Origin of the sequence: Nocardia sp. CDC159 (assembly GCF_023740735.1) — a bacterium.
GTDB classification, from domain to species: Bacteria; Actinomycetota; Actinomycetes; order Mycobacteriales; family Mycobacteriaceae; genus Nocardia; species Nocardia pulmonis.
The window spans coordinates 60,983-87,177 of record NZ_JAMRXH010000010.1; the positions used below are offsets into that span (position 1 = coordinate 60,983).

26 protein-coding genes are annotated in these 26,195 nt (G+C 69.7%); 17 read left to right on the top strand and 9 right to left on the bottom strand.

The window, feature by feature from the left end:
* Positions 1–151 precede the first annotated feature (151 nt).
* The gene (locus NDR87_RS22200) at positions 152–1,417 is read left to right on the top strand and encodes an MFS transporter (protein WP_251915114.1); all 1,266 of its coding nucleotides are present in this window, start codon (positions 152–154) and stop codon (positions 1,415–1,417) included.
* Entirely contained in the window at positions 1,417–3,468 is a 2,052-nt protein-coding gene (locus tag NDR87_RS22205) for a prolyl oligopeptidase family serine peptidase (RefSeq protein WP_251915111.1), read from the top strand. Before NDR87_RS22200 ends, NDR87_RS22205 begins: the two co-directional genes overlap by 1 nt.
* Here NDR87_RS22205 and NDR87_RS22210 read toward each other — a convergent pair.
* Both NDR87_RS22210 and NDR87_RS22215 read right to left on the bottom strand, forming a co-directional pair.
* The gene (locus NDR87_RS22210) at positions 3,452–4,117 is read right to left on the bottom strand and encodes a hypothetical protein (RefSeq protein ID WP_251915109.1); all 666 of its coding nucleotides are present in this window, start codon (positions 4,115–4,117) and stop codon (positions 3,452–3,454) included. The two genes, NDR87_RS22205 and NDR87_RS22210, sit on opposite strands and share 17 nt — an antisense overlap.
* A 66-nt stretch (positions 4,118–4,183) precedes the next feature.
* Positions 4,184–4,834 (bottom strand): TetR/AcrR family transcriptional regulator, encoded by a 651-nt coding sequence (locus NDR87_RS22215; protein WP_251915107.1) that lies wholly within the window; start codon positions 4,832–4,834, stop codon positions 4,184–4,186.
* A 101-nt stretch (positions 4,835–4,935) separates the two neighbouring features.
* On the opposite strand from NDR87_RS22215, the gene NDR87_RS22220 reads away from it, so the two are divergent.
* From NDR87_RS22220 to NDR87_RS22250, 7 genes are all read left to right on the top strand, one after another.
* On the top strand, positions 4,936–6,372 hold the full coding sequence (locus NDR87_RS22220; RefSeq protein ID WP_251915106.1) for a carotenoid oxygenase family protein: 1,437 nt from the start codon (positions 4,936–4,938) through the stop codon (positions 6,370–6,372).
* A gap of 111 nt (positions 6,373–6,483) precedes the next feature.
* Positions 6,484–7,152: a PadR family transcriptional regulator gene (locus NDR87_RS22225; RefSeq protein ID WP_251915245.1), complete on the top strand. Its 669-nt coding sequence runs from the start codon at positions 6,484–6,486 to the stop codon at positions 7,150–7,152.
* Positions 7,153–7,281: 129 nt separating this feature from the next.
* Positions 7,282–8,247 (top strand): esterase/lipase family protein, encoded by a 966-nt coding sequence (locus NDR87_RS22230; RefSeq protein WP_372494259.1) that lies wholly within the window; start codon positions 7,282–7,284, stop codon positions 8,245–8,247.
* A gap of 55 nt (positions 8,248–8,302) precedes the next feature.
* A complete protein-coding gene (gene def / locus NDR87_RS22235; protein ID WP_251915103.1) occupies positions 8,303–8,866 on the top strand; it encodes a peptide deformylase in 564 nt (187 codons plus the stop codon).
* Positions 8,866–9,789, top strand: a complete 924-nt coding sequence (gene fmt, locus NDR87_RS22240; RefSeq protein ID WP_251915102.1) for a methionyl-tRNA formyltransferase — start codon at positions 8,866–8,868, stop codon at positions 9,787–9,789. Before def ends, fmt begins: the two co-directional genes overlap by 1 nt.
* A 437-nt stretch (positions 9,790–10,226) precedes the next feature.
* Positions 10,227–11,564: an RsmB/NOP family class I SAM-dependent RNA methyltransferase gene (locus NDR87_RS22245; RefSeq protein ID WP_372494258.1), complete on the top strand. Its 1,338-nt coding sequence runs from the start codon at positions 10,227–10,229 to the stop codon at positions 11,562–11,564.
* 68 nt (positions 11,565–11,632) lie between these two features.
* The gene (locus tag NDR87_RS22250; RefSeq protein ID WP_251915100.1) at positions 11,633–11,848 is read left to right on the top strand and encodes a heavy-metal-associated domain-containing protein; all 216 of its coding nucleotides are present in this window, start codon (positions 11,633–11,635) and stop codon (positions 11,846–11,848) included.
* 21 nt (positions 11,849–11,869) lie between these two features.
* Here the strand turns inward: NDR87_RS22250 and NDR87_RS22255 are convergent, their stop codons facing one another.
* The gene (locus NDR87_RS22255; RefSeq protein WP_251915099.1) at positions 11,870–13,063 is read right to left on the bottom strand and encodes a hypothetical protein; all 1,194 of its coding nucleotides are present in this window, start codon (positions 13,061–13,063) and stop codon (positions 11,870–11,872) included.
* A 107-nt stretch (positions 13,064–13,170) separates the two neighbouring features.
* On the opposite strand from NDR87_RS22255, the gene NDR87_RS22260 reads away from it, so the two are divergent.
* Complete coding sequence (locus tag NDR87_RS22260) at positions 13,171–13,809, top strand: TetR family transcriptional regulator (protein WP_251915098.1); 639 nt, start codon at positions 13,171–13,173, stop codon at positions 13,807–13,809.
* A 154-nt stretch (positions 13,810–13,963) separates the two neighbouring features.
* Here the strand turns inward: NDR87_RS22260 and NDR87_RS22265 are convergent, their stop codons facing one another.
* Together NDR87_RS22265 and NDR87_RS22270 are read right to left on the bottom strand one after the other, a co-directional pair.
* Complete coding sequence (locus NDR87_RS22265; RefSeq protein ID WP_251915097.1) at positions 13,964–16,033, bottom strand: NAD(+) synthase; 2,070 nt, start codon at positions 16,031–16,033, stop codon at positions 13,964–13,966.
* A gap of 127 nt (positions 16,034–16,160) precedes the next feature.
* Positions 16,161–16,460 (bottom strand): DUF1330 domain-containing protein, encoded by a 300-nt coding sequence (locus NDR87_RS22270; RefSeq protein WP_251915096.1) that lies wholly within the window; start codon positions 16,458–16,460, stop codon positions 16,161–16,163.
* A gap of 97 nt (positions 16,461–16,557) precedes the next feature.
* On the opposite strand from NDR87_RS22270, the gene NDR87_RS22275 reads away from it, so the two are divergent.
* Positions 16,558–17,271: a TetR/AcrR family transcriptional regulator gene (locus NDR87_RS22275; RefSeq protein ID WP_251915095.1), complete on the top strand. Its 714-nt coding sequence runs from the start codon at positions 16,558–16,560 to the stop codon at positions 17,269–17,271.
* Between the two features lie 10 nt (positions 17,272–17,281).
* Here the strand turns inward: NDR87_RS22275 and NDR87_RS22280 are convergent, their stop codons facing one another.
* Both NDR87_RS22280 and NDR87_RS22285 read right to left on the bottom strand, forming a co-directional pair.
* Positions 17,282–18,196, bottom strand: a complete 915-nt coding sequence (locus NDR87_RS22280; protein ID WP_251915094.1) for an RNA polymerase sigma factor SigF — start codon at positions 18,194–18,196, stop codon at positions 17,282–17,284.
* A complete protein-coding gene (locus NDR87_RS22285) occupies positions 18,196–18,618 on the bottom strand; it encodes an ATP-binding protein (protein ID WP_251915093.1) in 423 nt (140 codons plus the stop codon). Before NDR87_RS22285 ends, NDR87_RS22280 begins: the two co-directional genes overlap by 1 nt.
* Positions 18,619–18,749: 131 nt before the next feature.
* Between NDR87_RS22285 and rpe the strand changes: the two genes are divergently transcribed.
* Positions 18,750–19,403 (top strand): ribulose-phosphate 3-epimerase, encoded by a 654-nt coding sequence (gene rpe / locus NDR87_RS22290; protein ID WP_251915242.1) that lies wholly within the window; start codon positions 18,750–18,752, stop codon positions 19,401–19,403.
* Here the strand turns inward: rpe and NDR87_RS22295 are convergent.
* The gene (locus NDR87_RS22295) at positions 19,400–19,867 is read right to left on the bottom strand and encodes a hypothetical protein (RefSeq protein WP_251915092.1); all 468 of its coding nucleotides are present in this window, start codon (positions 19,865–19,867) and stop codon (positions 19,400–19,402) included. The two genes, rpe and NDR87_RS22295, sit on opposite strands and share 4 nt — an antisense overlap.
* A gap of 460 nt (positions 19,868–20,327) precedes the next feature.
* Here NDR87_RS22295 and NDR87_RS22300 point away from each other — a divergent pair, with 460 nt between their 5' ends.
* From NDR87_RS22300 to NDR87_RS22320, 5 genes are all read left to right on the top strand, one after another.
* Positions 20,328–20,948 carry a riboflavin synthase gene (locus NDR87_RS22300; RefSeq protein WP_251915091.1) on the top strand — a complete coding sequence of 207 codons (621 nt, stop codon included), beginning with the start codon at positions 20,328–20,330 and terminating at the stop codon, positions 20,946–20,948.
* A 77-nt stretch (positions 20,949–21,025) separates the two neighbouring features.
* Complete coding sequence (locus tag NDR87_RS22305; protein ID WP_251915089.1) at positions 21,026–22,276, top strand: bifunctional 3,4-dihydroxy-2-butanone-4-phosphate synthase/GTP cyclohydrolase II; 1,251 nt, start codon at positions 21,026–21,028, stop codon at positions 22,274–22,276.
* Between the two features lie 163 nt (positions 22,277–22,439).
* On the top strand, positions 22,440–22,919 hold the full coding sequence (gene ribH, locus NDR87_RS22310; RefSeq protein WP_251915087.1) for a 6,7-dimethyl-8-ribityllumazine synthase: 480 nt from the start codon (positions 22,440–22,442) through the stop codon (positions 22,917–22,919).
* 4 nt (positions 22,920–22,923) lie between these two features.
* Positions 22,924–23,430, top strand: a complete 507-nt coding sequence (locus NDR87_RS22315) for a PH domain-containing protein (RefSeq protein ID WP_251915084.1) — start codon at positions 22,924–22,926, stop codon at positions 23,428–23,430.
* Between the two features lie 213 nt (positions 23,431–23,643).
* Positions 23,644–24,162, top strand: a complete 519-nt coding sequence (locus NDR87_RS22320; RefSeq protein ID WP_251915082.1) for a DUF4333 domain-containing protein — start codon at positions 23,644–23,646, stop codon at positions 24,160–24,162.
* Positions 24,163–24,222: 60 nt separating this feature from the next.
* Here the strand turns inward: NDR87_RS22320 and ggt are convergent, their stop codons facing one another.
* Entirely contained in the window at positions 24,223–26,172 is a 1,950-nt protein-coding gene (gene ggt, locus NDR87_RS22325) for a gamma-glutamyltransferase (protein WP_251915080.1), read from the bottom strand.
* Between the last annotated feature and the right edge of the window lie 23 nt (positions 26,173–26,195).

The window sequence follows — 26,195 nt, forward strand, 5'->3', positions numbered from 1 at the left end:
TTCACAGGAAAGAGAACAAAGGACAGCACAATGGAGATCCAGAACGTGGTCGCACTGGCGACCATGGTGACCGACGACGAACTGATCGACGACGCGCCGATCAGCGTGTTCTCGGTCGCCTACTGCGACGACGCGTATTTCGGGTGACACGATGACCGCATCGGCTATCGCGGCCTCGCCCGGGGCCGACCTGCGGACCTACCGGGTCGCGCAGGCGGCCTCGACCCTTGGCAGCACCCTCACCGCCACCGCGGTCTCCGTGGTCGCGGTGGTCGGGTTGGAGGCCGGGCCGCACGAGGTGTCGCTCATCGTCGCCGCCGGGACGATCCCGCCGCTGGTGCTCGGCCCGGTGGCGGGGGTGCTGCTGGACCGGGTGAGCAGGCCGCGCCGGCTGATGCTGGGAGCCGACCTGGTCGCCGCGACGGCCGTGCTGTGCTGTGCGGCGGCGATGACCGCGGGCGTGCTGACCGTGGCCGGACTCGCCGCGCAGTCGTTCGTGCTGGGCCTGGCGCGGGTGGTGATCGAGGGCCTGTACTTCGGTCATCTGCGGACGCTCGGGGTCGCCGATATCGGCCGGGCGCGGGCCGGACTGCAATCGACGACGATGATCGCGCGGTCGGTCGGCGCCTCGGCCGCGGGTCCGCTGGTGGCCTCGGTCGGGGCGGCGGCCATGTTCGCCTGCGACGCGGTCAGCTATCTGGTGAGCGCCTACTGTCTCACCCGGCTGCGGGCGCCGGACCGGCGGCCGATCCGGCAGCGCTGCGGCTTCGGCCGCGAATTCCTCGACGGCGTACGGGCATTGCGCGGGCACCCGCTGCTCGCGGCACTGGCGATGTATCTGCTGGCGGGTGGGGCGGCCTCGGGCGGTGTCACCGCCCTGCGGGCGGTATTTCTGCTCGACGAGGTCTCGTTACCCGTTGCGGTGTACGGGATTCCGGCCGTGGTGGCCACGCTGGCCGGGGCCGCCGGGGCGCTGCTCGCGCCACGGGTACATGCCCGGGCGGTGCCCGCGCGGCGGGTGCTGTCGGTGGCGGTGCTCGGCGGGGCCGTCGGCACGGCCGCCCTGCCGCTGGCGGCCGGGCCGATGCCCGCGGTGCTGCTGGCGGCCTGCCTCGGCGCGGCGGTGCCCATGTTCTTCGGCGCGGTGCTCAATATCGCGCTGGTGACGGTGGTGGGCGAGGGCGTCGGTGACGGATATTTCGCCCGGATCGGCGCGCTGCTGTCCACCGGGACCACCGCGGCGAGTCTGTTCGGCGCGGTCCTGGCCGGTGTGCTCGGCGAACGCTGCGGGACCCGCATCGGAATCTGGGCGTTCGTGGTCGCCGATCTGCTCGCGGCCCTCGCCTTTCTCCTGATCGTCGGCCGCGCGCCGACGGTCCACGACAGCACTGACGATTCGATTGTGAAGGTGGCGTGATGACTGCCGAATATCCGGATGCCCCCGCGTCCGACGCCTGGGACGACCTGCACGGCATGCGGATTCCCGATCCGTTCCGGCCGCTCGAGGATCCCGAGGATCCGGCGAATCTGGCCTGGGTCGCGGCCCAGCGGCGGCTGGCCGAGAGCTATCTCGCCGACCTGCCCGGTCAGCGGCGATTGCGAGAAGTGCTGGACGACATCGTCGTTGCGGGACCCACCGCCTCGCCGGTGAAATCCGCCGGGAGCCGCCGCTTCCGGGTCGGCCGGGCCCGGGCGGCCGGACCGTGGCAGCTCCAGGTCGCCGACGGGCCCGAGGCCGACTGGCGAACGCTGCTCGACGCGTCCGCCCTCGGCGCGGGGGCGATCCTGCGGCGCTGGACGCCCTCGCCCGACGGCCGTTTCGTCGCGGTGCAGGCCAGCGTGGGCGGGTCCGAGGCCGCGACCCCGCTCGCGCTGCTCGACGCCGCGACCGGCGCCGTGCTGCGCACCTGCGCGCTGACCCGGTACGCGCCGGTGGAGTGGCTGGCCGACAGCAGCGGCTATTACTACGTACGGCGGCACGCCGACCGCGGCGGCAGTGGCGTCTACCGGCATCGGGTGGGCACCGCGATCGCCGACGACGAACTGCTCGTCGGCGACGACAATCCGGTGGGCCGCTATCACCTCACCTTCTGGCACGACCGCTGGCTGATCATCACCGGTCGCTCCGGCACCAGCCGCAATACCCGCGTGTCGATCGTCGATGTGGCCGAGGGCGGCGCGCCGCGACCGCTGGATCTGGGCGGGCTCTCCTCGGCCGGGGTCGTGGTCGACGGCGACGGCCGGATTGTGGCGCTCTCGACCGCCAGCTCCGAATTCGGGCAGTTGCTCGTGGCCGAACCGGAGCCCGGGGGCGGCTGGGGTCCGTGGCGGGTGCTGGTCACGGCCGACGCGCCCGCGGTGCTGTCCGCATTCGCCCTGGCCCCGGCCGAGGACGGCGACCGGCTGCTGGTGCTGCGCACCCGCGACGGCTACGCGGAGCTGTCGGTGCACGACGCTCGATGCGGCACTTGGCTTTTCGATGTCGAGCTGCCCGGCGCGGGGACGGTCGCGGCGATCAGATCCGGCGACGAGCCCGGCATACTGGTGCTGAGCTACACCGACTGGATTCGCCCGCTCGGGGCATGGCGGCTGGATCTGCGCTCGGGGCGGGTCGCCCCGGTCGAGCCCGCCGCGCGCACGCTGCCCGGAATCACCGTCATCCGCACGACATATCGCTCCGCCGACGACACCGAGGTGCCGCTGACCGTGCTCGCCCCGTGCGGACCGCGCGTGCCCCGGCCCGCCATCCTCAGCTGCTACGGCGGCTTCGGCATCACCTTCCGCCCGGGTTATCAGCCCGACGGCCTGACCTGGGTGCTCGCCGGGGGCGTCATGGCGATCGCCGGGGTGCGCGGCGGTGGTGAGCGCGGCCGCCGCTGGCACCTCGACGGCGCGGGCGTGCACAAACTCAATGCCTTCACCGACCTGCACGCCGCGGGGGACTGGCTGGTCGACACCGGCTGGACCCGCCGCGGTCAGCTGGCGCTGCTCGGTGGCAGCAACGGCGGCCTGATGGCGGTCGGCGCCATGGTGCAGCGGCCCGCCGCGTACGCGGCCGTGGTGAGCGCGGGCGCCCCGCTGGACATGGTCCGCTACGAACGCTGGGGGCTGGGCCGCGCCTGGCGCGAGGAATACGGTTCGGCCACCGATCCGGCCGCCCTCGCCGTATTGCTGCGCTACTCGCCGTATTACAACGTCACCGCGCGCTCCGGCGAATCGCCGCGGCACTGGCCGCCCGCCCTGTTCACCACCGGCGACGCCGACACCCGGGTGCCGCCGGTGCACTCCTGCAAGATGGTCGCGGCCCTGCAACGCGAGATCGGCGGTCCCATCCTGCTGGACGTGATCGCGGGCAAGGGGCACGCCGGGGGCGGCCCCGATTCCGACCGGGCCCTGATCCTGCTGCTCGCCTTTGCCGCACACCACACCGGGTTGCGGCTGGACGGCGAGATCAGGCCGCGCCGATGAGCGCGGGCCGGGGTACGCGATGGGAGCGGGCGCGTGCGGTCAGGGCGACGATCAGCGCGATCGGGGCGCACAGCGGGGGCACGCCCGCCAGGTGCAGGGCGAAATCGGCGAGCAGCGCGGTGATCGCGAGGGTGAACGCCCACGCCGGGGCGTTGTGCAGCCGCGGCCCACGCTCGGCGAAAGCGGTTCTGCCCCAGGGCTTGGCCACCGATGCCCACGCCTGGAACGCCAGACCGCTGGACATGAGCGCCGCACCGAGGATCGAGATCAGGGCGGGACCGTCGGTCCCGGCGTCGGCGGCCGCGACGATGGCGGGCATGCGCGGGCTCAGGATCGCGATGCCGATGAACAACTGCACCAGGGTGAGCACGAATTTCACGGCGACCCAACGCCGATGGAAGTAGCCGTAACTGGTGCACGCGGCCAGCAGGAATCCGGAGAACGCGGCGGCATTGGCGCACGGCACCAGCACCGACTCGTCGAGCAGCCGGGCCCCGTGCGCCAGCCCGGATTTGATCGCACCCGGTTCGCTCAGCGCACTCGCCGACAGCAGCACTCCCAGTGCCACCGCCTGACTCGCCCAGCCGATCGAGGTCACCACGTGCAGCCAGACGAGCAGCTGCCTGGCCCGCCGACTCGACATTCCCATGCCGCCCATGGTCTTTCGGGCGCGAACCGGCCGCATCCGGGCACGGCCCTGATCGGACCCTGATTTTCAGCTCGCCTGCGCGGCCCGGATCCTGCCGGTCGCCCGGCGCACCGCGGCGTCCACGCGGGCGCGATCGGCGCCCATCCCCACCAGCAGATCGACGGTGGCGGGCAGCAGTACCCGCGGCGCCGCCCGGCCGTCGGTACCGAACTTGCCCGCCAGCTCCAGCGACACCACCCCGTGAATGAGCCCCCACAGCCGGGCCGCCACCTCGTGCGCGGAGTCGCCGCCGATGACCTCGGCGGCCATCATGCGCTCCACCACGGCCACCAGCTGCTCGAAGGTCTCCGCGCCGATCGCGTCGGTGACCGGGCCGGCGGTGTGATCCACTGCCCGCGAGGCGGTTTCGGGCGTCCTGGTCAGGCCGAACATGAGCAGATAGCGCTGCGGGGCGGCCAGCGCGTAGGCGCGGTAGGCGTAGCCCATGAGCAGAAAATCCTCGATCGGATCGGCGCTCGGCGGCACCGCGAGCGCCGCGCCGAAGCGGGCGAAGGCCTCGGCCACGATGGCCGAGATCAGCTCGGTCATGCCGCCGAAGTGGGTATAGACCGCCATTGTCGACGCGCCCACCTCCGCGGCCACGCGCCGGGTCTGCAGCGCCTGCGGTCCCTCCGACTCCAAGAGCCGGATACCGGCCTCGATCAGCTGCGCACGCATGGTCGAACCCGATTGCCGGGAGCGGGGATTCACCGTTGCCTCACCTCCATAACGCCGTTATTCTAGGTGCATAACACTGTTATTCCATCTGGGGGTCTGTTATGGGCAATCGCTATCTCGAGGGCGCCTTCGCCCCGATCGAACACGAGTACACGCTGACCGGTCTGCGGGTCAGCGGAACCATTCCCGCCCACCTGGACGGCCGCTACCTGCGCAACGGACCCAATCCGGTCGGCGAACTGGATCCCGCGCTCTATCACTGGTTCATCGGCGACGGCATGGTGCACGGTGTGCGCCTGCGCGACGGCCGCGCCGAGTGGTACCGCAACCGCTGGGTGCGCGGGCCCGCCACCGCCCGCGCGCTCGGCGAGCAGCCGCCGCCCGGACTCGACCACGCCTGGGGTCCGGGCGCCAACACCAATGTCATCGGGCACGCCGGGCGCACGCTGGCCCTCGTCGAGGCGGGTCTGCCCAACTACGAGCTCGACGAGGAGCTCGACACCGTCGGCATCTGCGATTTCGACGGCACGCTGCCCGGCGGGTACACCGCCCACCCCAAGCGCGATCCGGAAACCGGTGAGCTGCATGCGGTTTCCTATACCTTCCGGCGCGGCAACAAGGTGCAGTACTCGGTGATCGGGGCCGACGGCCGCGCGCGTCGCGTCGTCGACATCGAGGTGGGCGGGGCGCCGATGATGCACGACCTGTCCCTCACCGAGAACTACGTCGTCTTCTACGACCTGCCGGTCACCTTCGATGTGCGCCAGGCGGCGGAGATCTCGGTGCCGCGCCTGCTGCGCTGGCCCGCCCGATTGATCCTGTCGGCCATGGTCGGCCGGGTACCGATCCCGAATCCGCCCGCGGCGCGACAGAACCGGGTGTCGCGGGATCGGCGGCTGCCCTATCGCTGGGATCCGAAATATCAGGCGCGCCTGGGGGTGATGCCGCGCTCGGGCGACAACGCCGACGTGCGCTGGTTCGACATCGAGCCGTGCTACGTCTACCACCCCATGAACGCCTACGAGGACGGCAACACGATCGTGCTCGATGTGGTGCGGCATCCGAAGATGTTCGACACCGACCTCACCGGCCCCAACGAGGGTGCGCCGACGCTGGATCGATGGGAGATCGATCTCGATTCCGGCAAGGTGCGCCAAGGCTCGGTCGACGATCGCCCGCAGGAGTTCCCGCGGGTGGACGAGCGCCTGACCGGTAGGCGGCATCGCTACGGCTATGCGCCGGGCATCCGTGGCGGGCTGGCCGGAGGCGGTGAGCTGTACAAGCACGATCTGGTCGGCGCGAGCACGGCCGTGCGCTCCTTCGGGCCCGGAACGGCGTTGGGGGAGTTCGTATTCGAGCCCGCCAGGCCCGACGCCGCCGAGGACGAGGGCGTGCTCATGGGCTTCGTCTACGACTCCGGTTCCGACACCACCGATCTGGCGATTCTGGACGCGGGCACGCTCGAGGATGTGGCGCGGGTGCATCTGCCGGTGCGGGTCCCGGCGGGATTTCATGGCAACTGGGTGCCGACCACTTAGTACGTAGCGGTCGGTTCGTGTGCGTCCTCACACTTGTCGATGATGCATTGCCGATATATCGTCGAATGCGTCAACGAAATAATCAGCCTGAGGAGGCACGCCATGGAAAACATGGAGAACATCGAGATGCGCGGCCGCTGGCGCGGCCGCGGACCGGGTCGGGAGCGCTACCTTCCCGAGCGGGGCGGCCCCGAGCACTTCCACCGCCATCCGCGGGGTCGTCGGGGCGGTTTCGGTCCCGAGTTCGGACCATTCGGTGCGGACTTCGGCGCCGGTTTCGGTCCGAGCGGACACTTCGGGCGTGGGCGCGGCCGCGGCGGCCGGGGTCGGCGCGGTGATGTGCGCGCGGCGATCCTGCTGTTGCTGCAGGAACGTCCGATGCACGGCTACGAACTGATTCAGCAGATCCGCGAGCGCAGCGACGACGTCTGGCGGCCCAGCCCGGGTTCGATCTACCCGGCGCTGGCGCAGCTCGAGGACGAGGGCCTGGTGCTCATCGAGCGGGTATCGGGTCGCAAGACCGCCAAGCTCACCGACGAGGGTGTCGAGTACGTCCGGGCGCATGCCGAGGAACTCGGCGATCCCTGGCGAGAGGTGCGCGACGGCATCGGTGATCAGGCGCTGGATCTGCGCGAGCTGGTCGGCCAGCTGATGGGCGCGGTCGCGCAGGTGGCCCGGGCCGGGACGCCGGAGCAGGCGGCCAAGGCGGCCGAGGTGCTCACCGAGGCGCGGCGTTCGCTCTATCGGATCCTGGCCGACGACGACACCCAGGAAAAGTAGCGGCTCCGAAACGCGGTGCCGCAGCGCGAAATTCCGCTCGCGATGCGGAATGATCGTGACATGGTACAGCGTCGGAGTCGGTGGGCTCGGGGTATTTCACAGTGGCGGCGAACGATTACGGGTGGATTGGTGTGCGCGCTGGTGTTCGGCACCGGCGCGTCCGCCCTGGCGGAACCGAATCCGGGCGAGAAGTCCGAGACGCCGACCTACCGGGCCGCGGTCGTACCCACCGAACCCGGTCCGGTGCAGCCCGAACATCTGACCGCCTCCTGGTACATGAAGGCCCATCCCAACGCGGCGCCCATGGGCGCCAACGATTTCGGCTGCCGCCCGAGCGCCGAACATCCGCGCCCGGTCGTGCTGGCGCACGGCACCGACGCCTCCGCCTATTCCGACTGGTCGGCCATCGCTCCGCAGCTGAAGGAGGCCGGATTCTGTGTCTTCGCACTGAATTACGGCGGTAAGGTCGGCGCGACCAGCTACGGCACCGAGGATCTGTGGCTGTCGGCCCGGCAGGTTGGCGAATTCGTCGAGCGGGTGCTCACCGCGACCGGGGCGGCTCAGGTCGATCTGGTCGGATTTTCCCAGGGCGCCAGCGTGACTCGGTACTGGGTCAACAAGATGGGCGGGGCGCCCAAGGTGGGGCAGTGGGTGGGGCTGGCCTCGCCGAGCTACGGCGGTGTCATGTTCGGCCTGGTGCCGGTGGCGAACGCGCTGCCGCCGCTGTGGGGTGTGTTCGAGAAGGTCACCTCGAAGGCGGCGGTGCAGCAGGCGCAGGGCGCGCCGTTCATGGTCGAGCTCAATGCGGGCGGCGACACCGTCGCGGGTGTGCGTTACACCACGATCGGCAGCCGAGTCGACGAGATGATCCAGCCGTTCGACAACATCGCGCTGCGCGGGCCCGGGGCGACCAATCTGGTGTTGCAGGATATGTGCGCGATCAATCTGACCGGGCATTTCCATATGGTCTACGACCCGTTCGTGCAGCAGTTGCTCCGCAATGTCCTGGACCCGGCCCATGCGCAGGAACCGGTGTGCCGGTTCGTGCCGCTGGGGACCGGAATCCCGGAGGTGATCCTGGGGGCGCACTCCTGAGCGAGCGACGTCCGTAAAATGAGACGTCCGCATTCGATCGCCCGGGGAGTTGCTCGTGACCGTCCAGCCCGTTCGCCTGTTCGGCGATCCCGTCCTGCGCGCCCGCGCGGACGAGGTCACCACCTTCGACCGGGAGCTGCGCCAGCTGGTGACCGACCTCACCGACACCATGCATGCCAGCGGCGGGGTCGGCATGGCCGGGCCGCAGATCGGGGTCGGCCTGCGGGTGTTCGTCTACGACACCGGCGACGCCGCGGGACATCTGGTGAATCCGAGCTACGAGGTGCTGGGCGAGGAGGAGCAGACCGGGCCCGAGGGCTGCCTGTCGATCCCGGGACTGCGCTACGACGTCACCCGCGCGCTGCGGTTACGGGCGCGCGGGGTCGACTTCCGGGGCGCCGCGGTGGAATTCGAGGCCGCGGGCCTGCTCGCGCGCTGTGTGCAACACGAGACCGATCATCTCGACGGTGTGCTGTACCTGGACCGTCTGACTCCGGCGACACGGAAGGAGGCGATGCGCGCGGTGCGCGAATCGACCTGGTTCACCATGGGTAAGACGGTGATGTCGGCCGCGGAGGTGGCCACGGCCAAGTCCGCCGCGGCGGAGCGGAGCAGCTGATGCGCCTGGTCTTCGCCGGTACGCCCGAACCGGCCGTGCCGTCGCTGCGGCGGCTGATCGAGTCCGCGCGCCACGAGGTCGTCGCCGTGGTGACCCGGCCCGATGCCGTGGCGGGCCGCGGCCGCAAGGTGACCCGCTCGCCGATCGGCCGCCTGGCCGACGAGCACGGCATCCCGGTGCTCACCCCGCGCAAGCCGTCGGAACCCGAATTCCTCGCCCAGCTCACCGAATTGGCGCCGGACTGCTGTCCGGTCGTGGCCTACGGCGCGCTGCTGCCCCAGCAGGTGCTCGACATTCCGCGGCACGGCTGGGTGAATCTGCACTTCTCGCTGCTGCCCGCCTGGCGCGGCGCGGCGCCCGTGCAGGCCGCGATCCTGGCCGGTGACGAGATCACCGGCGCCTCCACCTTCCGCATCGAGGCCGGACTGGACACCGGCCCGGTATTCGGCGTGGTCACCGAGAAGATCGGCGTCACCGACACCGCCGGTGTCCTGCTCGACCGCCTCGCAGAAACCGGTGCGCGCCTGCTGGAATCGACGCTGGACGGCATCGAGGACGGCACCGTGCAGGCCGTGCCCCAACCCACCGAGGGTGTGTCCTACGCGCCGAAGATCGAGCCCGACGCCGGTCACATCCGCTGGGACCAGCCCGCATTGGCGATCAACCGCCGCATCCGCGCGGTCACCCCGGCCCCCGGCGCCTGGACCGAGGTCGAGGGCAAACGCCTCAAACTCGGCCCGGTCGAACTGGTCGAGGAATCCCTGCCCGCCCGCACCATCGAGGTCCGCAAGTCCGGCGTCTACATCGGCACCGCCACCACCGCCGTCCGCCTCACCCAGGTCCAACCCGAGGGCAAACGCATGATGCCCGCCCTCGACTGGGCCCGCGGCGCCCGGCTCCAGCCCGGTGCGGTGGCCGAGTGACCCGCCCGCAGCGGGGGCGGCAGGGCGACGACTCGAGCGCGAACTACGGTGCGCGGCAGGGGGATTCGCGTACGGACGGACGACGAGGCGCGGGAGAGAATGGGGCGCGGGAGGCGTCGCGGCGTGAATCGCCCGCGGGCGGATCCGGGGCGCGCGGCGAGGCCGTCTCGGGCGGGCGTTCGGCGGGTCGGGGCCGGTCGGGCGCATCGGGTCGTCCTCGGGGTGGCGCGCGAGACGAGGGGATCTCGCGGGAGAGGTCCGCGGGTTCGTCGGGGCGTGGTCGAGCCGCGCGAGGCGAGGGGGATTCGCGGCGGGTAACCGAATCATCGTCGGGGCGTGGCGGTGGCGGCAACGCACGAGGCGAACGCGATTCGCGTGGGCGCGGTGGTGCTTCCGGGGCCGGGGGATCGGCCAGGCGGCGGGGGCGAGAGGCGTCGGTGGATGCTGCTCGGCTGGTGGCGCGGGATGTGTTGCGGGCGGTGCGGGAGCGGGACGCCTATGCGAATCTCGTGTTGCCGGGGTTGCTTCGGGAGCGGGGGGTTTCGGGGCGGGATGCGGCGTTCGCCACCGAGTTGGCCTATGGGGCGTGCCGGTCGCTGAGGGTGCTCGATGCCGTGATCGAGGCCGGGGCGGGGCGGGCGGTCGGCGAGATCGATGGGCCGCTGCTGGATGTGTTGCGGCTCGGGACGTATCAGATGCTGCGCGCCCGGGTGGGCGCGCATGCGGCGGTCGACACCTCGGTGGATCTCGTGCGGGCCGAATTCGGTTCCGGGCGGGCGGGGTTCGTCAACGCGGTGCTGCGGCGGGTGGCCGAGCGGACGCCCGAGGAGTGGGTCGACGCACTCGCGCCGCGAGATCCGGTGGGGCGCCTGGCCTTCGAGTACGCACATCCGACCTGGATCGCGCAGGCGTTCGCCGATGCGCTCGGGGCGCGGGCCGGGGAACTGCGGGACCTGCTGGCTGCCGACGACGAACGCCCGGCCGTCCACCTGGTGGCCCGGCCGGGCGACATCACCGCCGAGGAATTGGCGCTGGTGACCGGTGGCGAGGAGGGCCGCTGGTCGCCGTATGCGGTGTATCTGGACGGGGGAGATCCGGGCAAGCTCGAGCCGGTGCGCGAGGGTATGGCCGCGGTCCAGGACGAGGGCAGTCAGCTGGTGGCGCTGTCGCTGACCCGGGCCCCGCTGCTCGGTCCCGACACCGGTCGCTGGCTGGACCTGTGCGCGGGGCCGGGCGGTAAGGCCGCCCTGCTGGGCGCGCTCGCCGATATCGACGGCTTCGGTGTTGATGCGGTCGAACCGGCCGAACATCGTGCCGAACTGGTCCGCAAGGCGACCCGGGACCTACCGGTCACCGTGCATGTGGCCGACGGCCGGTCCAGCGGGCTGACCCCCGGCTACGACCGCATCCTCGTCGATGCGCCCTGTACCGGGCTGGGCGCGTTGCGCCGTCGCCCCGAGGCCCGCTGGCGGCGCACCCCCGCCGACGTCCGCGACCTCACCGCGCTGCAGCGCGAATTGCTCGGCGCCGCATGGGATCTGCTCCGCCCGGGTGGTGTGGTGGTGTACTCCACCTGTTCCCCGCATCTGCCTGAGACCGTCGCCGTGGTGGCCGATCTGGTCCGCCGCACCGACGCCGAGCAGCTCGACACCCGCGAACTGCTGCCGGGCGTCACCGATCTGGGCGACGGCCCCGCCGCGCAGCTGTGGCCGCACCGCCACGGCACCGACGCCATGTTCCTGGCGGCCCTGCGCAAGCCCCAGTCCGACGGGTAGGTCGGCTCCGTTATAGTGGTTCGCTATCGAAATTCCGTGCTCGACCTTACGAGATCGGGAGAACCGCAATGTCGAAGGCAACATTCTCGGTCGACGGACTGCACTGCTGGGGTTGCGTCGGCACCGTCGAGAAGAGCATCCACACCATCCCCGACGTCCGCTCGGTGATCGTGGATCTCAATATGAAGGGCGTCTCGACGGTCACCGTCGAGGCCGACCACGCGCTGAAGGCCGAGGAGATTCAGCGCGCGCTCGACAGCGAGGGCAATTTCACCGTCGTCTGAGGCCGGGATCCGGCGCCCTGATCAGCCCGGCAGCTCGGTGAGCAGGGCGCGGATCCGGTCGGTCGTCGGGGAGCCGGTGACCTCGGAGTCGATCGTCAGCTGCCCGGCGAACGTGGTGATGATGTGCATGGCCCGTGGCCAACCACCCGATGCGAGCGATGCGCCCACGGTGTGACCGAGGGGGCGGAAATCCTCGATTGACGCATCCGAGGGGGTGCGCAGCGGCGGAATCCTGCCCCAGTTCGTCGACTGGACATCGACGTCGCCGGAGGCGGCGAACTGCTCGGGAAGCCGCAGGGCGGACCGCTGGATCGTCCCGGAGGCCAGGTCCCGGGCGAATTCGTCGTTGATCGCGCGGGCCAGGTGGGCGATGCCGGGGTACGCGTCGGCATCCGCGACGAACGTGGCCAGACCGAGCACGTTGGTTCCGTCGGTGTAGCCCATCGGCGGATCCACCCGGGTGCGCAGGTCGACCACGTAGCGGTAGGTCAGGCCGCCGACGCCGACACCGCGGACCTCGGCCTCCGCGCGCAGCAGGGCCGCGGACACCAGGCCGTTGATGGTCGTGTTCTCCCGATGGCCGAAGGCGATCAGGGCTTTCGTCTCCGCCGCGGTCAACCGGGTGCGCACCGTCGCGGGGGTCGACGGGGGCGCCGGGTCCGGGTGCTGACCGAGCTGCGTCGACCAGTCCATGGGCTCCCCGGGGTCGCCGGTGACGCCCCGTTCGGCCAGCAACTGCTCGGCGGGACGGGGATAACCGTGCCGGTTCGTCCAGATCTCGCGGCCCTCGACGATATCGGTGTACAGCGCCCACAGGTCGGCCAGCAGTTGCAGGGCATGATGGCCGTCGGCGATCGAGTGATGGGTCAGCAGCGTGACCCATGTCTGGTCGCAATCGTCCGGCGCGATATGCACCAGGGCCGCTCGGCTCCTGGGATCGGGCAGCCCGGCCAGTGGATCGCCGCTGTTCCGCTCGCATCGGCTGATCGCGCCCGCGCCGTCGGCGCGTTCGAGCACGGAGCGACCCGAGTCGTCGGCGATCCTGCTGGCCAGGACCGGATAAGCCCGTTGCAGCGCTCGAAACGCCTCCATCAGGGCGGTCGTATCGAGTCGGCCGCGGACCAGGGTCGCGTAGCCGACGTAGATGCCGAATGTGGCGAATGTGGCCTCGCTGGGCGCCAGCGGCCGAATCAGTGTTGTCGGTGATGATCCCATGCTTTCGTTCTCCTTCCGAACCTTGGTGGCGGTCTTATGGCAGAGACTGCCATATAGACATAACATGACAAGTAGGACTTCTATGCCAACTGGGTAAGGTTGGAGTGGTGGAAACCACAGCCGAGGACCGGTCCGCCGCCGACAAGCCGGATCTACGGGCACGTCGCCGAGCGCAGACCCTGGACGAAATTCATCGGGCCGCGGTGTCGCTGAGCGAACAGCGCGGCTTCGACAACGTGACGGTCGACGAGATCGCCGCCCGCGCGGGCGTCTCGCCGCGGACGTTCTTCCGCTACTTTCCGACCAAGGAGAGTGCCGTTCTGCACGACCGGTGGGGCTTCAACCAGGCCATCGAGTCGGTGATCGCGACGGCGGACGCCGCGACGCTGCGCCCGGCCGATATCGAGGCCGCCACCGAACATGTCCTTGGGGAGGTCGTCGACAATCCCGTGGCGGCTTCCGGGAACGCCGAGGAAATGGCCCGGACGTTCCGGGTGATCACCCTGACGCCGCATTTGCAGGCGGCGATGCTGACGGAATGGAATGCCCGCACCCAGGCGGCGATCGAATCCGTCGAGCCCGGCGCGCGTCTGCGGCTGCGGCTACTGCTGGACATCAATCGCGTCAGCGTGTCCGCGGCCGTATCGGAATGGATCGACGCCCGCACGGCCGGGGCCGACGATGCCGACCTCCCCGCCATCTATCGGCGACTGTGCACCCAGGTTCGAACCCTGTACGCCCAGTGATGCCGCGCGGAATTGAAGGAGAGGAGACCGGTGTCCCGCTGCGGCTGCTGGCCGCCCGGCTGATCGCCGAACTCGATACGCTCGACCCGCCGCCGCCCGGCGTCCAGAACGCCTTCGACCATCTACTGCTCACCGTGCACGAGGCGTCGCCGAATCAGGGGACGTTGCATCGCAATTCGTCCAGCCAGGCCGTGGCCACCGCATCGCTGGGCGCCCGCCAGTCCCCGCGCGGTGAGAGCGAGCCGCCGGAGCCGACCTTCGGCGCATTGGGCAGGGTCGACCGCTTGAACTGGCTGGTCTGCACGAAGCGCCGCAGGAATTCGGCCAACCAGTGCTTGATGGTCGGCAGATCGTACTCGTGCCGGTCCTCGGGGCGGATGAGATCCGGCCAGCGCCCGCGGTCGCGATCCGACCAGGCGTGCTGGGCGAGATAGGCGATGCGGCTGGGTCGATAGCCGAAGCGCAGCAGGTAGTACAGATGGAAGTCCTGCAACTCGTACGGGCCGACGGTGGCCTCCGAACTCTGCGCGGGTTGGGCCTCGGCGTCGCCGGGACCGGCGGCGGAGGGCACGAGCTCGGGGGAGATCTCGGTGGCCAGGATCGAGGTGAGCACCTCCTCGGCCGCCTCGCCCAGCTCGCCCGTGGCGACGGCCCAGGCGATGAGGTATTTGATGAGGGTCTTCGGCACCGACGCGTTGACGCTGTAGTGCGCCATATGATCGCCGACGCCGAAGGTGCACCAGCCCAGAGCGAGCTCACTGAGATCGCCGGTGCCCACCACCAGCGCCCGGTGCTGGTTGGCCAGCCGGAACAGATGTGAGGTCCGCTCCCCGGCCTGCACATTCTCATAGGTCACGTCGTACTGCGGAACCCCTTCGGCGGCCGGATGATTCAGATCCCGCAGCATCTGCGTCGCCGAGGGCCTGATATCGATCTCGTGCGCCGTCACGCCCAGTGCGTTCATCAGCCGGTGCGCGTCCCCGCGGGTGCGGCTGCCGGTGGCGAAGCCGGGCATGGTGTAGGCGAGCACGTTCTCCCGGGGCAGGCCGAGCCGGTCCATGGTCTTGACGGCCACGATCAACGCCAGCGTCGAATCCAGGCCACCCGACACGCCGATCACCACATGCCGCGAGCCGGTGGCCGCCAGGCGGGTGCTCAACCCCTCCACCTGGATGTGGTGCACCTCGGCGCAGCGCTCGTTGCGGACCGCGGGATCGGCGGGAACATAGGGGAAGCGTTGAATCTCGCGGCGCAGCGGCACCGCCGCGGCCGGAATGGGAAGCTCGATCTCGAGGCGGCGCAGGCGCGTGAGCCGGTCGCGGTGGTCGTGCGCATTGTCGGCGAAGCTGGTCATCCGCAGCCGGTCGGCGGCCAGGCGGTGCAGGTCCAGGTCGGCGGTCACCAGTCGGGGGTGGTCGGCGAACCGCTCGCCCTCGGCCAGCAATTCACCGTTCTCGCACACCAGGGCCTGTCCGTCCCAGGCGAGGTCGGTGGTCGACTCCCCGTGTCCGGCGGCCGAATACAGATAGGCGGCGATGTAGCGGGCCGAATGCGAGGCGCACAGCTGCCGCCGATAGTCCGCCTTGCCGACGACGATATTGCTCGCCGACAGGTTCACCAGCACCGTCGCCCCGGCCAGCGCCGCGAAACCGCTGGGCGGCAACGGAACCCACCCGTCTTCGCATATCTCGAGGTGGAAGACGAATCCGTCCAGATTGCGCGCCGCGAACAGCAGATCCGCGCCGAACGGCACCCGCTGCCCGGCGACGGTGACGTGGTCGTCGAGCACCTCGCGCGCGGCCGCGAACTGCCGCTTCTCGTAGAACTCACGATAGTTGGGCAGATAGCTCTTGGGCACCGCGCCCAGCACCCGCCCGCCCGCGACGACGATGCCGCAGTTGAACAACCGCCCCTGCGCGCGCACCGGCGCGCCCACCACGAGTACGGTCGCGATCTCGGCGCTCTCGGCCACGATCCGATCCAACGCCCGACCGACGGCCTGGTCCAGCGCGTCCTGATGAAACAGGTCGTCGGCGGTATAACAGGACAATCCGAGCTCGGGAAACACCGTGAGCACGGCCCCGTCGGCGGCGGCCTGCCGCGCCGCCTCCAGCGTCCGCTCGGCATTGAACTCCGGATCCGCGACCCGCACCGCCGGCACGGCGACCGCCACCCGCGCGAACCCGTGCCGATACAGCGATTCGAACGGCAGTTCCTGCGACACGCCGACCCCCTTCACAACCCGGACGAGGTGATCATGGTGGTTCGCAATCTACGGCACGGGCCCGACATTGCGCGCGCACTACGTCGGGCCGAAGAAGCAGGGCACCAGCGATTCTCGGTGGGGTCGGTCAGGCGGCCCGCTCGCCCTTGACGAACAACAGGCGCACGTCGATGGCCCCGTCGCGCACGCGAACGGCCCTCTGATACTCGGCGGAGGAGTACCACCGTTCGACGCTCGTGCGGTCCGGAAACTCCACCACGGTCATGCTCCGGTCCGCGGGCCACTGCCCCTCGACGGCCTGCGGCTCGACGCCCTGGACGAGGTAGCGACCGCCGTGCCGCTCGATCGTCGCCTCGGCCAGCCTGCGGTATTCCCCGGCTCGCTCGCCGTCGAGAACGACCGCGTCGACGACCACATAGACGGACATGTCAACCTCCAAGCTGTTTCGGCATCGCCGTCACAATCGGAAACGCCGTGTAGTTTTGATACGGCGAATCATAACGACGCGGCGTAGGGTGTCAACCGTGGCGCTGACGACGGAACCTCGAACGACCCGACGCGACCGGTTGCGGGCGGAGACGACGCGGGAGATCAAATCCCTCGCCCTGGCTCAGCTGACCGCCGACGGCGCGGGGGCGATCTCGCTGCGGGGCATCGCCCGTGAGATGGGCATGACGGCGCGCGCCATCTACAGCTACTTCGCCACCCGCGACGATCTGGTCACCGCGCTGGTCGAGGAGATCAACACCTCGCTCGCCGACGCGCTCGAACGGGCCCGCGACGAGGCCGCCGATCCGGGAGCCCGGCTGTTCGCATGGGGTATCGCGCTGCGTGAATGGGCGCTGGCCAACCCCGCGGGTTTCCGCCTCGTCTACGGTGACCCGATCCCCGGCTATCGGCCGCCGGTAGACGGGCCAGCCGAACGGGCGGCGCGTCGGGTCTGCGGCGGGCTCAATCGCCTGGTGGCCGAGCTGTGTCCGGATCCGGTCGAGCCCGTGGGCAGCGTCGAATGGTCGCACTTCCCAGCCGATTACGTGGCGAAGGTCCGGGCCGAGGCGCCCGAGATCTCACCGGCCGTGGCCGCGCTCGCGCTGCGGGTGTGGGGCCGCATCCACGGCCTGGTGACCCTCGAGGTCTATGGCCAGCTGCGCTCGGTGTCCAATGACCCCGCGGCGCTGCAGCGCGCCGATCTGCTCGATCTCGTCGAGCAGTTGCGCGCACAGCGCGTTGCGGAGTGAGCGGCCCGGGTCACTCCCGCGCCGACTGTTCCCGCAGGCGGGCAAGGGTTTTGGCGAGGATGCGGGAGACGTGCATCTGGGAGATGCCCATGCGCTGGGCGATCTGGGTCTGCGTCATGGATTCGAAGAAGCGCATGGTGAGGATGCGGCGTTCGCGTTCGGGCAGGCCCGCCAGCAGTGGGCGGATGGCCACGTACTCCTCCACACGGTCGAACTGCGACTCCTCCTCGCCGAGGGTGTCCAGCAGCGAGGCCTCCGAATCGCGGCCCACCGAGACCGCGTCGATCGAACTGGGCTGGTAGGCATTGCCCGCGATGACGGCCTGGGTCACCTCGTCGGCGGAGATGCCCAGTTCGGTGGCGATCTCCTTGGCGGTGGGGGAGCGGCCCAACGTCTGCGACAGCGCGTCGATGGCCGCGCCGATGCGCAGGTGCGTCTCCTTGACTCGGCGCGGAACCCGCATGGCCCAGGTGTTGTCGCGAAAGTAGCGGCGGACCTCGCCCATGATCGTCGGCACGGCGAAGGACAGGAAGTTCGAGCCGCGCGCGATATCGAAGCGGTCCACCGCATGCACCAGCCCGACCCGGGCCACCTGGGTCAGATCGTCGAACGGCTCACCCCGGCCGCTGAATTTGCGGGCGATGTGATCGGCCAGCGGAATGCAGCGGTGGATCAGCTCGGCGCGCAGCGTGGCGCGCCGAGCCGGGTCGTCTCCGGCCGCGGCCAGCTCCTCGAAAAGCGCTGTGACGTCGTCGTATCCGGAGACCGACTCGGCGACCTCGTCGACCTCGTCGGTGTCGACCTCGTTGTCGTCGAGGTCGTTGTCGTCGTCGGGGGTCGGGGTGGTCTCGGGTGGCGCCGGGGGTTCGGCGGGGGTGGCCGGATGGGCCGGGGTGGGATCGAACACGGTGTCCTCGTCAGCCACTACGCCTTCCCCCGGACCCGCCGGAATTCCACAATCGTCGGGTAGCCGGACACCGTCTCGTCGAAGGCATCCTGGGTGGCGGCGATCTCGTCGGTGAGCGTCCGCAGCACGTGCCAGCCGAACGCGTGCTCATCGGGCAGGCCCTCGCGGGCGGCGACGCCGGTCACGCGCACCAGCAGATCCTTGTCGCCGACGAGGAACCGGCACTGCAGCGTGGACCCGGGCGCGGCGATCGCGATCAGGGTCGAGCACGCCTCGTCGACGGCGAGCCGGATATCGGCCACCTCGTCGAGGGTGAATTCGCTGAGCAGAACTAGGGTTTCGGCGAGTCCGCGCACGATCGGCAACTGTGACACGGTTGCGGCAACGCCGATCTCCACCGGGGTGCTGCGCAGCCCCTTCTCCGCCGAAATATTGATCACCCTACGTAGGCTACCCAAAATGCCCCCAGGTAATCGGGGGTATCCCCGCAGTGTCCAGGCTGTGACCGGGCGTCGCTACACTCTGCGCCGTGTCCACCGCCTCGAACGCGCCGTTCCACCGTCCGTCGCCCATGATCGCCCCGTCCATCCTGTCCGCAGACTTCGCGCATCTGGCCGACGAGGTCGAGGCCGTCGCGGGTTCGGACTGGCTGCACGTGGACGTCATGGACAACCACTTCGTGCCGAATCTGACCCTGGGCCTGCCGGTGGTGCAGAGCCTGCTGAAGGTCACCGACATTCCGCTGGACTGCCATCTGATGATCGAGGACCCGGGCCGCTGGGCCCCGGGATACGCCGAGGCCGGGGCCTACAACGTGACTTTCCACGCCGAGGCCACCGACGATCCGGTCGCCGTGGCGCGCGATATCCGCGCGGCCGGTGGTAAGGCCGGACTGTCGGTCAAGCCGAACACCCCGATCGAGCCGTATCTCGAGATCCTGCGCAATTTCGACACGCTGCTGGTGATGAGCGTCGAGCCCGGTTTCGGTGGGCAGTCGTTCATTCCGCACGTGCTCGACAAGGCCCGCACCGTGCGCCGCCTGGTCGATTCCGGTGAGCTGCGCCTGGTGGTCGAGATCGATGGCGGTATCAATATGGACACCATCGAACAGGCCGCCGAGGCGGGTGTCGACTGCTTCGTCGCGGGCTCGGCCGTCTACGGCACCGACGATCCGGCCGCGACCGTGGAGAAGTTGCGCGAGAAGGTGATCGCGGTCGAGTCCTAGGCCGTGGCCTTGCGCGCCCCGACCGCCCGGGTCGCCTCGATGACCGCCTCCAGCGGCGGCACGGTGTCGGCGGTCTCGGGGGCCTGAACCCAGGTGCGGTATCCGGTGCGCTCGTCGTCGGCCGAGGGCAGCACGACCTGGCTGCCGGTGCAGGCGACGGTGGCGTAGAGCCGGAACAGTTCGGCCGAAACCGATTTGGTGAGCGTGTCCGGGCGGACCGCGCCGGTGACGAAGGTCCAGCGCCGGGCGCGGGGATGATGGACGACCGGTCCGGCGAGCCCGGCCTGGGCCAGCCGCTGCTGTACGCGCTCGCCCAGGTCAGCGGGCATGGTGATGGCGCAGTAGCGTTTGCCGATCTCCAGCAGGATGTGACGGGACACCGGATCGATGGACGCGGGGAGATGGAATTCGTGCCGATATTGATCGCAGCGAACTTCCAGTGTCGAATCGAGAAGCGTGGTCACGCCCGTACCCCCATCTGTGATCTGTCGTCCGCGAAGTTGAACGTTTGGGATCAGCTACATAACAATATCGCATCCGCTGCTATCCGTACGCAAGCTCGGCGTGTAGGCATGTCGTCCAGTGGGTAAATATTCTTCTTCGGCCCCTATTTGCGTCGTCGGATAACACTGGTCTTATATTCCGAACGGTCGGATTGTTTTCCCTAGGGCTATCTTCGGTTCGGTATTCCGGAAATTTCAAGGATTTATTCGATATTTGGCGGAATTTCCTGTCGAGCCGTCTGCTCGTCCCGCATGAACCGGACCGCGGGCTCGCACTCCGGGGACGGCCGGGTATCGACCGCCAAACGCCGTCGTTAGGCTGGTGGCACACCGGACCGGCGGGGGAATAGTCACGTCGGCCGGGGTTGTTGGCGCAAGCGGGACGCCCGAGCGGCGGGCATCGGTGACAGGAGAAGCGGGCATGTTCACAGGCATCGTCGAGGAGCTGGGCGAGATCGTCGCGAGTGAACCGCTGGCCGACTCGGCCCGGCTGACCATCCGCGGCAAGCTGGTGACCTCCGATGCCAAGCACGGCGACTCGATCGCCGTGAACGGTGTGTGCCTGACCGTCGTCGACGTGGTGGACGGCGACTCGTTCACCACCGACGTGATGGGCGAGACGCTGAACCGTTCCGGCATCGGCAAACTCGGTGTCGGCTCGCGGGTGAACCTGGAGCGGGCGGCCGCGGTGAACAGCCGCCTGGGCGGCCACATCGTGCAGGGCCACGTCGACGGCACCGGCACCATCCTCGCGCGCACCGCCGCGGAGAACTGGGAGGTGGTGCGAATCTCGCTGCCCGACAACCTCGCCCGCTACGTGGTGGAGAAGGGTTCCATCACCGTCGACGGCATCTCGCTCACCGTCTCCGGCATCGGCGTCGACGACACGCGCGAGCCGGGCCACCGCGATTGGTTCGAGGTCTCGCTCATCCCGACCACCCGCGAGCTGACCACCCTCGGCACCGCCCCGGTGGGAGCCACGGTCAACCTCGAGGTCGACATCATCGCCAAGTACGTCGAACGGTTGCAGCAACGCGGGTGATATTCCCGACGAACCCACGCGATCTCCCACGCCGTAGTGTTATGGGGGCACCGAATTCGAGATGGAGCACAACAGACGTGACCAGGTTCGACACCATCGAGCGCGCCGTCGCCGATATCGCCGCGGGTAAGGCGGTCGTCGTCGTCGACGACGAGGGCCGGGAGAACGAGGGCGACCTCATCTTCGCCGCGGAGAAGGCCACCCCCGAGCTGGTGGCCTTCATGATCCGCTATACCTCCGGCTACATCTGTGTGCCGCTGACCGGTGCCGACTGCGATCGCCTCGGACTGCCGCCGATGTACGCGGTCAATCAGGACAAGCACGGCACTGCCTACACCGTGTCGGTGGATGCGCGCGAGGGCGTGAGCACGGGCATCTCGGCCGCCGACCGCGCCACCACCATGCGGCTGCTCGCCGATCCGCTGGCCAAGGCCAGCGACTTCACCCGGCCCGGACATGTGGTTCCGTTGCGCGCCAAGGACGGTGGCGTGCTGCGGCGGCCCGGCCATACCGAGGCGGCGGTCGATCTCGCGCGCATGGCCGGGCTCGGCCCCGCGGGCGTCATCTGCGAGATCGTCAGCCAGAAGAACGAGGGCGATATGGCGCGCACCGAGGAGTTGCGCGTCTTCGCCGACGAGCACGACCTCGCGCTGATCTCCATCGCCGACATGATCGCCTGGCGGCGCAAGCACGAGAAGCAGGTCGAGCGCGTCGCCGAGGCCCGGATCCCCACCCACCACGGCGTCTTTCGCGCGGTCGGCTACAAGAGCATCTACGACGAGGTCGAACACGTCGCGCTGGTGCTGGGCGATATCGCCGTCGACGGCGGGGAGAACGTCCTGGTGCGCGTGCACTCGGAATGCCTGACCGGCGATGTGTTCGGCTCGCTGCGCTGCGACTGCGGCCCGCAGCTGGATGCCGCCATGGAGATGGTCGCGGCCGAGGGGCGCGGTGTGGTGCTCTACATGCGCGGGCACGAGGGCCGGGGCATCGGCCTGATGCACAAGTTGCAGGCCTATCAGCTGCAGGACAGCGGCCACGACACCGTCGACGCCAACCTCGAACTCGGCCTGCCCGCCGACGCCCGCGACTACGGCACGGGCGCGCAGATCCTGGTCGACCTCGGCGTCACGTCCATGCGGCTGCTGACCAACAACCCCGCCAAGCGGGTGGGCCTGGACGGCTACGGCCTGAGCATCACCGAGCGCGTCCCCATGCCGGTCCGCGCCACCGCGGAAAATCTGCACTACCTGCGCACCAAGCGCGACCGGATGGGCCACGACCTGGTCGGCCTGGACGATCTGGACCTCGGCGAGACCGCGCAATAGGCGCGTGCCTCGAAAGCTCGGGGTTCCCCTGGGTTCGCGGCCCGGCTCGGGCCTGGACTGACGGAGCCGGGAGCGAAGCGGAGGAGGGAAGGCCCGAGCCTCAGGGGTCGCGAACACTCCGAGCGAAGCGAGGCAAACAAACACAGAAAGGCGGACACCTCAGATGAGCGGTACGGGCGTACCGGATTTCGCGCTCGAGGATGCCAAGGAGCTCAAGCTCGGCATCGTCGCCTCGCGCTGGCACACCAAGATCTGCGACACGCTGGTCGCCAATGCCGAGCGGGTGGCGCGGCAGGCGGGGGTGCAGGAGATCACCGTGGTGCGCTGCGCGGGCGCGATGGAGCTGCCGGTGGTCGCGCAGGCGCTGGCGCGCACGCACGACGCGGTGGTCGCGCTGGGTGTGGTGATCCGCGGTGAGACACCGCATTTCGAGTACGTCTGCGATGCCGTGACGGCCGGGTTGACCCGGGTCTCGCTCGACGAGGGCACTCCGGTCACCAACGGCGTGCTCACCGTCAACACCGAACATCAGGCGCTCGACCGTGCCGGGCTGCCGGACTCGGCCGAGGACAAGGGCGAACAGGCCGCCGCGGCCGCGCTGGACGCGGCGTTGACCCTGCGTGCGCTGCGCCAGGGCGTGTGATCACGTGCCGGTCGTTCGTATCTGGAAGCGAGAACCGCAGCGGGCGGAGGGGGCTGCCGCGGCGCCGGAGTGGGATCTGATCATTCGTCCCCGCCGCTCGGTGCGCACCGCGCGGATCGTGGCGGCGGTCATCGCGATCGCCTTCACCGCCGCCGGTATCGCGACCCCGCACACCTCCACGGGGGTGAATCTGCGGGTGGCGGATCAGATCGCGATCGTCTGCTTCGGCCTGCTGCTGGCCGGGGCGGTGCTGCTGCTGACCCGGCCGCGGGTGCGGGTCGGTCCGGGCGGTGTCTCGATTCGGAACATCCTGGGCGACAGCGACTTCCGCTGGCCCGATATTCGCGGCGTGTCGATTCCGGACAAGAAGGCCTGGGCCCGGCTGGAACTGGTCGGCGACGAGTACGTGCCCATGCTCGCCATTCGCGTGAACGACGGCGAACACGCCGCCCGGGCGATGGATCGCTTCCGCGCGCTGGGTGCGAAATACACCGGGGCGCAAGCCAACTGAGTGATGGATGCTGGTAATTCGCTGTCTGCGGGTTCCGGTCGTGCTCTCTTCGTGTGATGCCGGAGGTATGCCCGTTGTCGCAATCGTTCGGCAACGGTTCACATCCGCGACCCTTCCCGTTCGTGTGGCCGATGGCCGCCGGGCGTGATAGCACTTCTTAGCTCGGTGACCGATGAGGGGTCACCGACCGAAGGATTCGAAGGGTATTCCGCTATGCGTCGTATGCTGCTCCTGCTGCCGATTCTGGTCGTTGCCGTCGGCTGTTCGTCCGGCTCCGGACAATCGGTCGACGAGAAGGACACGCAGGCCGCCATCGCCGATCTGTTCCAGAACAATGCCGCCGAGGCGCCCGCGAAGTCGTCGTGCGAGGGCACGCTCGCCGCGCAGGCCGGGGCGACCGTCAAATGCAAGGCCGACGACAGCGCGGGGAAGACCTGGCCGGTTACGGCGAAGGTCGCCAAGGTCGAGGGGGACAAGGTCGATGTCGAGGCCACCTTCGACGACCAGCTGGTCGCTCTCGCCGATGCCCGGGACAAGGTCGCTCGGATGTACCGCCAGTTCTCCGAGGGCCCGGTGAGGGGCGTGGACTGCAAGGGTCTGCAGAAACTCGAGGTCAACAGCGTGCGGCAGTGCACCGTGACCGAGGCGGGCGGTAAGACCGTACCCGTCACCTTCGCCATCTCGTCGGTGAAGGGCGATCAGTATTTCTACTCGGTGCGGCAGGCCGGCTAGTCCTGCCGCGCCGGGAGGTCGGGGGCGGCCCGAAATGCCGGGCCGCCACCCTGATTCGTGCTACTTCACATCCCCCATGACCGCGCCCTCGCGCCGGGGATCCGTGCCGCCGATCCAGCCGTCGCCGTCGCGTTTCAGCGCACTCAGCCCGCTGGACTGGGAATTCACCGATACCTGATGCCCCATCGCGCGCAGCTGCTGTACCAGGGGGTCGTGGTCGCCCTTGTCGGTGGCATTGATCGCCGGATGCTCACCGCCGACACCGGTCACCGGCGTATTACCCGCGCCGAACGCCACTGCGGAGACCGCCTGCTGCGGATCCAGCTGCCAATCCAGCATGCCCACCAGGGTTTTCACGACGAACTGGATGATCACCGAGCCGCCGGGCGAACCGGTGACATGGGTGAGTTGCCCGCGCGCGCCGTCGGGTGCGCTGTCGAAGACCAGCGTCGGGCTCATCGAACTGCGCGGCCGCTTGTTCGCCTGCACGCGGTTGGCCACCGGGGTGCCGTCCGGGGCGGTCGGATTGGCGGCGAAGTCGGTGAGCTGGTTGTTCAGCAGGAACCCGTCCACCAGGTGATACGAGCCGAATTCCGACTCCACCGTGGTGGTCAGGGCCCCGGCGTTACCGTACTTGTCCACCACCGACACGTGGCTGGTGCCGTGCTCGGGCGGCTGCGGACCCGTGCCCAGCGGGACCGGGCCGAAGTCGCCCGGCTGGGCGGTGCCCATGGCGCGGTCCGGATTGATCAGTGCCGCACGCTGTTTCAGATAGTTCCTGTCCAGCAGCGTATTCGGCGTATTGCCGGGCAGCGGGACGAAGTCGGAGTCGGCGATGTACTTGTCGCGGTCGGCGTAGGCCAGCCGCTCGGCCTCCGAGATCAGGTGCACCGCCTTGGCTTTCGGCTTACCGCCGTTGCGGTCCGGATTGTCCGGCGCCACGGCGGCCAGGTCGAAGTTCTCCAGAATGCCCAGTGTCGCCGCGACGGTGATACCGCCCGAGGACGGGTTGGGCATGCCGCAGATCTGGTGGTCGCGGTAGGGGGTGCAGATGGCCTCGCGCTTCTTGGGCTGATATCCGGCGAGATCGGCGAGGGTGAGCTGGCCGGGGGTGCGGCCGCCGGAGGTGCTCGCCGTCGCGTCGACGATGCTCCGCGCGATCGCCCCGGTGTAGAAGGCGTCGGCCCCGTCGGCGGCGATGGCCCCCAGCGTCTTGGCGTAGCCGGGATTGGTCAGGTTGAATCCGGCCGGTTTCGGCGAGCCGTCGGGCTGCAGGAAGTACGCCTTGGCGTTCTCGTCGCGCGCGAGATCCGGTGCGGCCTGGGCGATCTGGGCGGCCAGCCGCGGACCGATCGCGAAGCCCCGGTCGGCGAGGTCGACCGCCGGGGTGAACAGATCCCGCCAGGGCTGCTTGCCGTGGTCGCGATGCGCCAGCTCGAGCATCCGCAGCACTCCCGGCACGCCGATGGACCGGCCGCTGGCGCGCGCATTCGGTTGCGGCGGTGTGCGATCGGTGTCGCTGATCCAGCGCAGATAGTTCTCCGTCGCCGCGGCCGGGGCCACCTCGCGGCCGTCGTAGGCCTCGACGGATCTGGTGTTGGCGTCGTAGTACATCAGGAAGGCGCCGCCGCCGATGCCCGAGGACTGTGGCTCGACCAGACCCAGCACCGCCTGCGCCGCGATCAGCGCGTCGACCGCGGTGCCGCCGTCGGCCAGCACCCGGCAGGCCGCCTGGGTGGCAAGCGGATTGGCCGCCGACACCGCGAAGCCGCCGGTGCGCACCGGGGTCATATTGCTGCGGTAACCCGTGGCCAGCTCCGGGTTGGTGCTCAGGTTCACGCTGGTCGGTGGCGGGCCGCTGGGGGGTGGGGTGACCATCGTGCCGTTGCGGGCCTCGGCGCACGTTCGGTCGGCGGCGGTGTCGGTCGAGGATGTGCAGCCGGAGAGCACCGCCGTGGCGAGCAGCAGTGCACCGGCCGCGCCGGCCCAGGTTTGTCGCGTGCGCCTCATGATCGGACTGTATCGCCCGGGTC

Coding starts and splice junctions, on each gene's coding strand:
- NDR87_RS22320 (WP_251915082.1), top strand. CDS start 23,644: ATGCGTCGTATGCTGCTCCTGCTGCCGATTCTGGTCGTTGCCGTCGGC.
- NDR87_RS22255 (WP_251915099.1), bottom strand. CDS start 13,063: ATGGGATCATCACCGACAACACTGATTCGGCCGCTGGCGCCCAGCGAG.
- NDR87_RS22250 (WP_251915100.1), top strand. CDS start 11,633: ATGTCGAAGGCAACATTCTCGGTCGACGGACTGCACTGCTGGGGTTGC.
- rpe (WP_251915242.1), top strand. CDS start 18,750: ATGATCGCCCCGTCCATCCTGTCCGCAGACTTCGCGCATCTGGCCGAC.
- NDR87_RS22210 (WP_251915109.1), bottom strand. CDS start 4,117: ATGGGAATGTCGAGTCGGCGGGCCAGGCAGCTGCTCGTCTGGCTGCAC.
- NDR87_RS22220 (WP_251915106.1), top strand. CDS start 4,936: ATGGGCAATCGCTATCTCGAGGGCGCCTTCGCCCCGATCGAACACGAG.
- NDR87_RS22270 (WP_251915096.1), bottom strand. CDS start 16,460: ATGTCCGTCTATGTGGTCGTCGACGCGGTCGTTCTCGACGGCGAGCGA.
- NDR87_RS22200 (WP_251915114.1), top strand. CDS start 152: ATGACCGCATCGGCTATCGCGGCCTCGCCCGGGGCCGACCTGCGGACC.
- NDR87_RS22215 (WP_251915107.1), bottom strand. CDS start 4,834: ATGCGTGCGCAGCTGATCGAGGCCGGTATCCGGCTCTTGGAGTCGGAG.
- ribH (WP_251915087.1), top strand. CDS start 22,440: ATGAGCGGTACGGGCGTACCGGATTTCGCGCTCGAGGATGCCAAGGAG.
- fmt (WP_251915102.1), top strand. CDS start 8,866: ATGCGCCTGGTCTTCGCCGGTACGCCCGAACCGGCCGTGCCGTCGCTG.
- NDR87_RS22205 (WP_251915111.1), top strand. CDS start 1,417: ATGACTGCCGAATATCCGGATGCCCCCGCGTCCGACGCCTGGGACGAC.
- NDR87_RS22300 (WP_251915091.1), top strand. CDS start 20,328: ATGTTCACAGGCATCGTCGAGGAGCTGGGCGAGATCGTCGCGAGTGAA.
- ggt (WP_251915080.1), bottom strand. CDS start 26,172: ATGAGGCGCACGCGACAAACCTGGGCCGGCGCGGCCGGTGCACTGCTG.
- NDR87_RS22225 (WP_251915245.1), top strand. CDS start 6,484: ATGGAGAACATCGAGATGCGCGGCCGCTGGCGCGGCCGCGGACCGGGT.